This is a genomic window from Dactylosporangium sp. NPDC051485, from assembly GCF_040682015.1.
Lineage (GTDB): Bacteria > Actinomycetota > Actinomycetes > Mycobacteriales > Micromonosporaceae > Dactylosporangium.
Genome location: NZ_JBFAZW010000196.1, coordinates 1 through 10846 on the forward strand (window position 1 = coordinate 1; position 10846 = coordinate 10846).

At 71.0% G+C, this 10846-nt stretch carries 9 protein-coding genes; 5 read left to right on the forward strand and 4 right to left on the reverse strand.

The features are described from left to right. The 3 genes from AB0M46_RS49845 to AB0M46_RS49855 all read right to left on the reverse strand — a co-directional run. A partial coding sequence (locus tag AB0M46_RS49845) for an NAD-glutamate dehydrogenase (RefSeq protein WP_363348518.1) occupies nt 1-3464 on the reverse strand: 3464 nt, incomplete at its 3' end. 108 nt (nt 3465-3572) lie between these two features. After that, a complete protein-coding gene (locus AB0M46_RS49850; RefSeq protein ID WP_363348520.1) occupies nt 3573-4349 on the reverse strand; it encodes a hypothetical protein in 777 nt (258 codons plus the stop codon). After that, complete coding sequence (locus tag AB0M46_RS49855; protein ID WP_363348523.1) at nt 4349-4744, reverse strand: DUF4247 domain-containing protein; 396 nt, start codon at nt 4742-4744, stop codon at nt 4349-4351. Before AB0M46_RS49855 ends, AB0M46_RS49850 begins: the two co-directional genes overlap by 1 nt. A 432-nt stretch (nt 4745-5176) precedes the next feature. On the opposite strand from AB0M46_RS49855, the gene AB0M46_RS49860 reads away from it, so the two are divergent. The 5 genes from AB0M46_RS49860 to AB0M46_RS49880 all read left to right on the forward strand — a co-directional run bounded on the left by AB0M46_RS49860 (nt 5177) and on the right by AB0M46_RS49880 (nt 10373). Further along, a complete protein-coding gene (locus AB0M46_RS49860) occupies nt 5177-5698 on the forward strand; it encodes a hypothetical protein (RefSeq protein ID WP_363348526.1) in 522 nt (173 codons plus the stop codon). Between the two features lie 173 nt (nt 5699-5871). Beyond that, nucleotides 5872-6309, forward strand: a complete 438-nt coding sequence (locus AB0M46_RS49865; RefSeq protein ID WP_363348528.1) for a hypothetical protein — start codon at nt 5872-5874, stop codon at nt 6307-6309. A gap of 7 nt (nt 6310-6316) precedes the next feature. Further along, nucleotides 6317-7642: an MAB_1171c family putative transporter gene (locus AB0M46_RS49870; protein ID WP_363348530.1), complete on the forward strand. Its 1326-nt coding sequence runs from the start codon at nt 6317-6319 to the stop codon at nt 7640-7642. Then, complete coding sequence (locus tag AB0M46_RS49875) at nt 7639-8820, forward strand: cytochrome P450 (protein ID WP_363348533.1); 1182 nt, start codon at nt 7639-7641, stop codon at nt 8818-8820. The genes AB0M46_RS49870 and AB0M46_RS49875 overlap by 4 nt, the downstream gene beginning before the upstream one ends. Nucleotides 8821-9056: 236 nt before the next feature. Then, the gene (locus AB0M46_RS49880; RefSeq protein WP_363348535.1) at nt 9057-10373 is read left to right on the forward strand and encodes a GAF domain-containing protein; all 1317 of its coding nucleotides are present in this window, start codon (nt 9057-9059) and stop codon (nt 10371-10373) included. A 56-nt stretch (nt 10374-10429) separates the two neighbouring features. Here AB0M46_RS49880 and AB0M46_RS49885 read toward each other — a convergent pair. Next, a partial coding sequence (locus AB0M46_RS49885) for a glycine radical domain-containing protein (RefSeq protein WP_363348537.1) occupies nt 10430-10846 on the reverse strand: 417 nt, incomplete at its 5' end.

Here is a 10846-nt window from a genome sequence, read left to right on the forward strand (position 1 = left end):
CGGCCGCGCTGGGTCAGGCCCAGGTTGCCGCCCTCCCCCACCACCTTGGCCCGCAGCTCGCGGCCGTTGACCCGGACGTAGTCGTTGGCCTTGTCGCCGACGTCGGCGTGCGACTCGCCCGTGGACTTGACGTAGGTGCCGATGCCGCCGTTCCAGAGCAGGTCGACGGGGGCCGACAGGATCGCGTGCATCAGCTCGTTGGGCGTGAGTGCCGTGACCGACGGCGGGATCCCCAGCGCGTCCCTCGCCTCCGCCGAGATCGGGATCGACTTCGCCGCCCGCGAGTAGACACCGCCGCCGGCCGAGAGCAGCGACTTGTCGTAGTCGTCCCAGGAGGACCGGGGCAGCGCGAAGAGCCGGGCCCGCTCCTCGTACGACGTCGCGGCGTCGGGACGCGGGTCGACGAAGATGTGCCGGTGGTCGAACGCGGCCACGAGCCGGATGTGCGGCGAGAGCAGCATCCCGTTGCCGAAGACGTCGCCGGACATGTCGCCGACGCCGACGCCGGTGAACTCGGTCGTCTGGGTGTCCACGCCCAGGTCGCGGAAGTGCCGCTTGACCGACTCCCAGGCGCCCTTGGCGGTGATGCCCATCTTCTTGTGGTCGTACCCGGCCGAGCCGCCCGAGGCGAACGCGTCGCCGAGCCAGAAGCCGTACCGCATGGAGATCTCGTTGGCGATGTCCGAGTACGTCGCCGTGCCCTTGTCGGCGGCGACCACCAGGTAGGGGTCGTCGAGGTCGTGGCGCACCACGTCGGGCGGGGCGACGATCTTGCCGCCGTCGAGGTTGTCGGTGACGTCGAGCAGGGCCGAGATGAACAGCTGGTAGCACTCGGCGGCTTCGTTGCGGTCGCCCGGCTTCTCCTTGAGGACGAACCCGCCCTTGGCGCCGGTCGGCACGATGACCGCGTTTTTGACCATCTGCGCCTTGACCAGGCCGAGGATCTCGGTCCGGAAGTCCTCGCGCCGGTCGGACCAACGCAGGCCGCCGCGAGCGACGGCGCCGAAGCGCAGGTGCACGCCCTCGAACCGCGGCGAGTACACGAAAATCTCGAACCGGGGCCGCGGAGCCGGCAGGTCGGGGATGGACTGCGGGTCGAGCTTGAAGGCGATGTACGACTTCGGCCGCCCCCCGTCGCCGCGCTGGAAGAACGACGTGCGCAGGGTGGCCTGGATCAGGTGCAGGAAGGAGCGCAGGATGCGGTCCTGGTCGAGGCTGGTGACCGTGTCGAGGTCCTCGTTGATCGCCGCGACCATCATCTTCGACCACTCCGACCGCGCCGTCTCGGACAGGTGCAGCTGCGGGTCGAAGCGAGCCGTGAAGAGGTCCACGAGTTTCGCGGCGATCGAGGGATAGGTCAGCAGCGTCGTCTCCATGTAGTCCTGCGAGAACACCGTGCTGGCCTGGCGCAGATATTTCGCGTAGGCCCGCAGGATGACGACCTCGCGCCAGGTGAACCTGGCCTTCAGCACGAGGGTGTTGAAGTTGTCGACCTCGGCCTCTCCGTGCCAGGTGGCGGAGAACGCGTTCTCCAGGTGGGGGCGGGCCTCGACGATCGCCCGCGAGCCGGGCGGCAGTTGCAGGCCGAAGTCGTAGAGGTAGACGGTGCCGTCGGAGCGGGCGATCTCGTAGGGCCGCTCGTCGGTGACCCGTACGCCGAGGGAGTGCAGCACCGGCAGGACGGCGGAGAGGATCATCGGCTCGCCGTAGCGGAACACCTTGAACCGGATGTCGCTTTCGGCCTGGCGGCGGAGGTAGACGTGCATCACGAGCTGGCCCGGCTCGTCGAGCAGCTCCAGCTTGGCGACGTCCTGCACCGCTTCGTTCGGCGTGTGCTCGTCCTTGTACGTGTCCGAGAGCGCGCCGCCGTAGCGCTTGTGGAGTTGCTTGGCCTGGTGCTCGTCGTTGAGCCTTTGCTCCAGCACCAGGCGGAAGTCGTCGTCCCACAGCCGGGTGGCGTCGGCGAGGCGCTCGGTGAGACGGTCGACGTTGATGTCGCCGGGCGGGTTGCCGGGCTCGGTGCGGACGATGAAGTGCACGCGGGCGAACTTCGACTCGCTCACCCGGGTGGTGTAGTCGACCCCGATGCCGTTGAGCTCGGCGAGCAGGATCTGCTGGATGCGCAGCCGGTTGGCGGTGGTGAACCGGTCGCGGGGCAGGTAGACCAGGCAGGAGATGAACCGGCCGTAGGCGTCGCGGCGCAGGAACAGCCGCAGCTGGCGGCGGCCGGCCAGGCGCAGGACGCCCATGACGGTCCGGTAGAGCGCGTCGGTGGTGATCTGGAACAGCTCGTCGCGCGGATAGGTCTCCAGCGTCTCCAGCAGGTTCTTGCCGGAGTGGCTGCGCGGGGACAGCCCGGAGCGCTCGACGACCTCGGCGACCTTGCGCTTGACGACCGGCAGGTCACGAACGCTGGTCCGGTAGGCCGCCGACGAGAACAGCCCGAGGAACCGCTTCTCCCCCACCACCTCGCCGTTGACGTCGAACTGCTTGAAGCCGATGTAGTCCAGGTACGCCGAGCGGTGCACCGTGGCGCGCGAGTTGGCCTTGGTGATGATGAGCAGCCGCTTCTCCAGCGCCTTGGCGTAGGACTCAGCGGTCATCGAGCTCAGCACGCGCGGATGGGTCTGGTCGGACCGCAGGATGCCCAGGCCCGTGCCGAGCACCGCCTGCAGCAGCTCCTCCCCCTCGTCGCCCTTCGTCAACCGATACTCCCGGTAGCCCAGGAACGTGAAGTGGTCGTCCACCAGCCAGCGCAGCAGCTCGACGGAGTCGGTGATGTCCTTGGCCGGCACCGGCAGCTTCGCGCTGCCGAGCCCGTCGGCCAGGGTGAGTGCCTGGGTGCGCATCTTGGGCCAGTCCTCGACCACCTCGCGTACGTCCTCGAGCACCCGGGCCAGGTCGTTGCGCAGCCCCTCGAGATCGGCCTCGTCCCGGATCAGGTCCACCTCGATGCGGATCCAGCTCTCGACGATGTCACCCGGCGCGGCGTCCTCCGGCTCCAGGCCGGCGCGGACCTCCTCCAGCGCGCCCAGCGGCGCCCGCCGCACGACGACGAGCGGGTGCACCAGCATGTTCACGTCGAGATTGCGCGCCGACAGCGCACTCGTGACCGAGTCGACGAGGAACGGCATCTCGTCGGTGGCGATCTCCAGCGCCGTGCCGCCGGTAACACTCATGCCCAGGCGCAGCTTCAGCTCGCCGGGCACCCGCTGCTGGGCCAGCTCCAGATGCGACCGCGTGGCGGCAACGATCTTCGCCGCCTCGCAGCCGGCGAGCTCCTCGTCCGGCACCAGGCGCCAGTACTGCGCGACCAGCTCGGGGTCCGCATCCTGGGCGGTCGCCAGGGCCACCGCCTCCGCGACCAGATGCTCCGCATCGGGCACGTGCCGCTCTAGCTCGTCGTCATCGACCGCGGGCTTGACGGTGCGGTCGCTCACCCGGGTCGCCGTAGGCCGGTTCATCGGTTGTTCTCCCCTCACCCCCGACGCTGTGGGTGGTCCATGAACAGCCCCACTAGCAGCTTGACTACCCGGCCAAGGCCGGGTAATCGGGGTGGCGGATCTTTGAGTTCAAGGCGACGGTTTCCGGTCGGCCGACCGGGTGGCGCGCGGCCTCGTGCCGGTCGTCCCACTCGGCCTCGGCCCGGTATCGCGCGGCCGCCCGGTCGCGGGTGCCGTCACCAGAAGCCGGGACAGCAGGCGCAGCAGCACCGTCGCGCCGGCCGCCGCGAGCAGGAGCGCGCCGCCGATCAGCAGCAGCACCCACCGGTCCCGCAGGAAGTCGCTGCCGCCCTCGGCGACCGGTCGCGGGGCGCCCGTCGCGGCCCGCTCCGGCACGGGGGTGGCGGTCATGCCCGCCTCCAGCGCGAGCAGCGGCAGCACCTCGGCGGCGTCGAGGATCGTGCCGCGCGGGTCGTCCAGCAGCCGGTTGGTCCCGGCGTCCAGCCGCTCCAGACCGGCGGGGTCCAGTCCCTTGCCGAGCGCGGCGCTGGTCGCGATCGTGTACTCGGCATAGTCCTCGAACTGGCTGTTGTCCGGGTAGTCGTGGTAGGTACCGCGGAGCTCGATCCATTTCGGGCAACGGTCCGGGTGCTCGGCGACGCGCGCCCCGACGCCGAGGTTGGACCCGGAGCTGACCGGGGTCTTGTCGTCCAGCAGGTGCCAGCCGTAGCAGATGCCGTGCGCCTCCGCGGCGCGGGTGAGGTCGTCGGCGACGGACTGGGCGGCGGCATGGTGCCCGGACCCGTCGTCGTGGCCGGTGTGCGTCATGACGTACGCGACCGTGCCGGCCATGACGACGCCGGTCACGCTCGTCCAGACGATGTCGATGATCTTCTGGCGGCGCATCAGCCACCGCTCCGGTTCGACCAGCCGCTGTCGCCCAGCGTGCCGGCGTAGCGGCGGTAGGCGGTACGCACCGGCTCCACCAGGATCAGCGTGCCGGTGCCGTCGGGCCGCAGCACGACCGAGTCGGTGGAGTAGCGCAGGTAGACGCCGGAGCCGTCGGCGTACCGCCCGGCCGGTGACCACGCCCGCGAGATCTCCTCGGCGACCTTGCTGGGCGGCCGGCCGCTGGTGTACGCGAGCGCCTCCCCGCCGATGTCGCGCGCGGCGGTGCGCTGGTAGTGCCCGGCCACGTAGGAGCGCGGCGACAGCCCGCCGCCCGAGCCCGCGGCGATGCCGAACAGCAGAAGGCCGGCGGCGGCGAGACAGGCGGGAATGAGGTACCAGATGCGGCTCATGGGTTCCTTCGGGGGCCGGGTCGCGACTCGGCCGCCGAACGTATCAGCCGCACTAGACGGTGACGCCGTATCGTCGGGCAGCCGACTGCGGCGTCCGGGCGTGCGAGTGGAAGGCACCCCCCGTTGCCTGCACCGACGTGCCGCACCTTCCACCGATACGCTGGCCACTTCACACACGTTGCGTGTTACGCCGAATCATTCAACATGCGTTTCGCGCAACGGTCCGAGAATACGCCCGATAGATAGGCGTCTGTCAACGTGTGTTTTGCCGGGGCGGTGCGGGTTACGCCCGGTTGCGCAGAACGGCGGGGCGGTCCAGGTACTGACGGTGCCCTATACTTGTGCACCACAGCTGTTGATCGAAGATCGTCCGGTGCGGACGCGGACGTGGCCTGATCTGGCAGCGCCAGGCCAGGACGGTGGGAGCCAGCCATGGAGAGACGACGCTCCCTGGCAGATCGCCTGAATCTGCTCTTCGCGACCTTCAAGCCCAACGACGGCGCCAACCGCGCCCGCTCCGACGGGGAGTATTTCAACAGCGAGATCGCCGAGCGGATCAACAAGGGAGCGCTCGCCGACCGGCTCAAGCAGGAGATGGACGCGCCGGTCACCATCAGCGGGGCGTATATCGGCGAGCTGCGCAGCGGCAAGGCCACCGACCCGCGGCTGAGCCACCTCAAGGCGCTCGCGCTGGCGTTCGGCGTACCGACGACCTATCTCGTCTCTGCCGACGACGACCCGGCGCTGGATGACGTCGAGAGCGACCTCTCGCGCCTGCGCACCATGCGCGAGCTGAACGTGCGGAAGGTCGTCCTGCGTGACGTCATCGGCCGCACCGGGCTGTCCTCGGCCAGCCAGCACGCGCTCAACTCCGTGCTGGCGCAGCTGCTCGAGCTGGAAGGCATCGAGCATCCCGACTCGCCCGGCCAGGGTTCGCCGGAGACGCCGGCGTGACCCAGCACCTGGTCGCGGTGTGGGCGCGACCGCCACGTGCCGTTGTGGAGGATGAACGAAGCGGTGGACGGATGAGATGGGCACGGCCGCGCCGGCGCAGCAGCGTCGTCGCCGGGCTGTCCCTGCCGAGGCACGTCACCCCGGACTCCCTCTGCGACGTCGTCAGCGAGCGCGTGGGCAAGCCGATCCACCGGCTCTACGTGGCGATGCCGCCCGAGCTGCCCAGCGGCTGGGTCGCGGTGCGCGCGACGAGCCTGAGCATCATCATCGACGCCGCCGCGCCGCGCTGGCTGCGCGACATGGTGCTGTGTCACGAACTCGCCCATCTCGTCCACGGCCACCATCTGCGCGAACTCGACGATCCCGAAGCCATCCGGCGGCTGCTGCCCAACCTCGATCCGGCGGCGGTGCGCGCCACCCTCGGCGACCAGGTTGAGGGCACGCTCGCCCGCACCTGTTTCGAGGGTGCCGCCGAGCGCGAGGCCGAGGAACTCGGCACCGAACTGTTCGAACTGCTCAACCCGTGGCGCGGTGAACAGCGGTGGGACGTGCCCGAGCGCGCCGCCGGCGTCATCACCCGCATCGAACGGGCGCTCGGAGATCAGCAATGAGGCCGGCGTGAACGGCGTGCTGTATCCGCTCGCCGCCGCCCTCGCCTGGGCAGCGCTGGCCTACCGGCTCGGGCGGGGCCTGCGCCAGGATCCGCGGGATCCGTCGCTGTACTCCGTCGGCGCGGCGTTCGCGCTGCTCGGCGTCATCTTCACCGTGTCGACCCCCGCGGTGTGGGCGCGGATCGACCGGGCCGCGGCGATCCCCAACCTGTCGCTGCTCATCAGCCAGGGCTGCGTCATCGCCTTCTCGGGCACGATCCAGTGCATCATCATCTTCTGGACGCATCCGCACCCCGGGGGCTGGCGGCGGGCACGCTGGCGGATCGCCTGGGTGCTGGGCGTCCTCATCGCGATGACGGTGCTGTTCACCGCCGCCGGCCGGCAGGGCGAGGATCCGACCGACGCCGCCGCGACCTACGCCCGGGACCCGGTCTATGCGGCCTACCTCGGCTGCTACATCGCGATGGTGTCGCTCGGCTTCACCGACATCGTCCGGCTGTGCCTGCCCTACGCGCGCGCCGCCGGCCGCGTGTGGCTCAGCCGCGGCCTGCGGCTGACCGCCGCCGGTGCCGGCCTCGGCCTGCTGTACTGCGCGGTCCGCGCGGCGACCCTTGTCGAGGGTCTGCTCGGCACCGACCCGAAGCGGCTCGAAGCGCTCGTGCCGATCTTCGCCGCGCTCGGTGCGATGCTCGTCATCGTCGGCCTGACGCTGCCGTCGTTCGGCCCGCGGCTGTCGCGCATTGCCGCATGGCACGTGCAGCGTCGAGCGTTGCGTCAGCTGTATCCGCTGTGGGAAGCGATCACCGTCACCGTCCCCGAGGTCGTGCTGGACCCGTCGGCTTCGCCGGACCGCGGCGTCCTGCGCCACGTAGACCGGCGGCTGCGGCGGCGGGTGGTCGAGATCGGCGACGGCATCCGCCAGTTGCGCCACCACATGAGCGACACCGTGGCCGCGGCGGCGATCGCCGACCCGCCCCGTGCTGCCGCCGTGCGCGCCGCGCACATCCTGGCGGCCTGCCTCGCATACGAGGCGGAGCGCCGGGCACGTCTGGACACGCCGGTGCCGGACGGTACCGCCGATGGGGCACAACGCGCCGACGAGCAACGGCGGCGGGCACGCTGGGACGCCTGGCGTGCCACGCTGCCGGACACCGGCCCCCGTGCGGCGAGCCCGGACGGCGCTGGTCCGCAGCCGCCCGCGTTCGGCGCCGGCCACGAGGACTTCGCCGCGGAGGTGCACCGGCTCGTCGATGTCGCCGGGGCACTGCGCGAATCATGGAATCCAGCCGCCGGCGACCCGGCCGGCACCAGCCAGATCGGGAGCCACACATGACCACCACCGCGATGGACGCGCTGCTCGCGGACCCGCACGGGTTGTACGGCAAGCTGCGCGCCAGCGGGCCCGCCCACCGCTTGACGCTGCCCGACGGTTCGCCGGTCTGGCTGCTGACCCGCTACGAGGATGTGCGCGCCGCGCTCGCCGACCCACGGCTCTCGCTCGACAAGCGCAACTCCGGCGGCGGCTGGGCCGGCTTCTCGCTCCCGCCGAGGCTGGACGCTAACCTGCTCAACATGGACGCGCCGGACCACACCCGGATCCGCCGGCTGGTCGCACCGGCGTTCACCCCGCGCCGGGTCGAGGCGCTCCGCCCGCGTGTCCAGCGGACCGCGAACGACCTGCTCGACCGCCTCGCCGCGGACACCGACGCCGACCTGGTGAGCGGCTACGCCACGCCGCTGTCGATCGCGACGATCTGCGACATGCTGGGCCTGCCCGACGCCGACGTGGACCAGATGCGCGTCTGGACCAACACCCTCTTGAGCCCGCCGCCCGAGGACCCGAAGGCCCCGGCCCGCGCGGTCATGGCGATCGAACAGTTCCTGGTGGAGCTCATCCGCCGTAAACGCGCCGAGCCCACCGACGACCTGCTGACCGCGATGATTACGGCGCACGACGCCGACGACCACCTCAGCGAGGAGGAGCTCACGTCGCTGGCTTTCCTGACGATCTTCGCCGGCTACGAGAACTCGATCAACCTGATCGGCAACTGCGCCCTGGCCCTGCTGCGGCACCCGCACCTGCTCGACGACGTCCGCGACGATGCCGACCTGCGCCGGGCCGCGATCGACGAGACCCTGCGGCACGAGCCCGCGGCGCAGCTGTCGATCCGCCGGTTCGCCCTGGAAGACCTGACCTACGGCCCGGCGACGATCCCCCAAGGCGCCACGGTCCTGCTGAGCCTGGCCGCCGCGAACCGCGACCCGTCGGTCGTCGAGGACCCGGACGCGTTCCGGCTGCGCCGCCCGAGCGCGCCGCACCTGGGCCTTGGCCACGGTCCGCACCACTGCCTCGGCGCGGCGCTGGCCATCCTGGAGACCGATGTGGCCATCGGTGAACTGCTTCGGCGCCACCCGCGCCTGACCTTGGCGGAGCCGTCTGACGGCCCCGCGTGGCGCCGCTCGTTCCGCAGCCGGTCCCTGTCGACGCTGCGCGTCACGCTGAAAGGCTGAAACGGCCCGGACCTAGAAGGGGACCGGCATCCACGGGGGAAGACGCCGGTCCCGCCGGTCACTCTACGGCACTTGCTTCCATCTATCAAGCTCTATTTATTATCGGTCGGCCACCACCGATCACCAGCCGACGACAAAACCGCACAAACCCATACATCGAGCGATAGATCACGGCGGACTCTCTGGCGATTCCGCCTCCCGCACCGGCAGACTGGTGCCCAAGAAGGGGAGGCGGGATGAACGATGTCGGGTTCGTGGTGGCGGCGCGGCTCGAGCTCGATGAGCTGCTCGAACAGCTGATCGAGCGGATCCGCGACGTCCAGCACACGCAGGGGCGGTTGCGGGGCCTGCTGCGGGCCAACCTGGACATCGCGCAGGGGGTGGACCTCGAGCAGGTCCTGCGGCAGATCGTCGCGGCCGCCCGCAGCCTCGTGGACGCCCGCTATGCGGCGCTCGGCGTCATCCAGGACGGGCAGCTGGTCCGATTCCTGCACGATGGCATGGCGCCCGACGTGGTGGACCGCATCGGTGACCTGCCCCAGGGCAAGGGCCTGCTCGGAGCCCTGGTGGAGGACCCTCAGCCGATCCGGCTCGCAGACATCGCCGAGCATCCGGCATCGTCGGGATTCCCGGACGATCATCCACCCATGCACAGCTTCCTCGGCGTGCCGATCCGCGTGCGGGACCGGGTCTTCGGCAACCTCTACCTGGCGGAGAAGCAGGGCGCGGCGCAGTTCAGCCGCGACGACGAGGACGTCGTCAAGGCGCTGGCCGGCGCGGCCGGCGTGGCCATCGAGAACGCCACCCTGTTCGAGGAGGCCCGACGGCACCGCCACTGGCAGGAGGCCATGACCGCGGTCACCACCGAGCTGTTCCGCGGCGCCGACAGCGACCAGGCTCGCCGCTGCCTCGCCAACTGCGCGCTGCAGGCGGCCGGCGCGTCGGGTGCGGCCTTTGCCGCCCCGCCGGACGACGCGACGCCGGACCTGCGCGTCACCCTCGGCGTCGGTCTGCTGGAGCCGTGGCACGGCCGCTCCGTGCCGGTCGCCGGCACGCCGGCCGACAGCGTACTGGTCAGCGGCGAGCCGGTCCTCCTCGCCGATCCGTCGAACGACCCGCTGACCGCCACGGCGGTCGCGGTGGTTCCGGAGCTGGGCCCGATCATGGTCGCCCCGGTGGTCGGCAACCATGGCCTGCATGGCGTGCTCGCCGTCGCCCAACGCCGCGGCGAGGCCCGATTCGATCGCGGCGACCTCGAGCAGTTCAGCGCGTTCGCCGCGCACGCCGGCCTGGCGCTGGACGTGGCGGCCCTGCGCCGGGACAACGAGCAGATCAAGACGCTCGAGGAGCGCCAGCGCATCGCCACCGACCTGCAGGAAACCCTCATCCGGGATCTCTTCGCGGTTGGATTGTCGCTGCAGGGCACGGCCGCGCGCAGCACCAGCCCGGACACCCGGGACGGCATCTCCGCCGGCATCGACGAGCTCGACCGGATCATCCGGGGGGTGCGCACCGCCGTGTTCGCGCTGGAGCCCAGGCCGCCGCGGGACTGACCGTCGCCGCGGGCCGGCGGGCGAAGTCCAGTGTCGACTCTGCCCGCCGGTCAGCTTCAGCGTGAACCGTGGAAGGTTCGGCCGATGACGTCGCGCTGCTGCTCCGGGGTCAGCTTGACGAAGTTCACCGCGTAGCCCGACACGCGGATCGTCAGCTGGGGGTACTTTTCCGGGTGCGCCATCGCGTCCAGGAGCGTCGCCCGGTCCAGGACGTTGACGTTGAGGTGGAACCCGCCCGCGCCCATGTAGGCGTCCAGCAGGCCGGCGAGGTTCGCGGCGCGCTCCTCGTCCCCACGGCCGAGGCCGGCCGGGGTGACCGTGCTGGTGAGCGAGATGCCGTCACGCGCCGACGCATACGGCAGCTTGGCGACCGAGATCGCCGAGGCGGCCATGCCGTGCGCGTCGCGGCCGTTCATCGGGTTGGCGCCGGGCGCGAACGGCTCACCGGCGCGGCGGCCGTCCGGGGTGTTGCC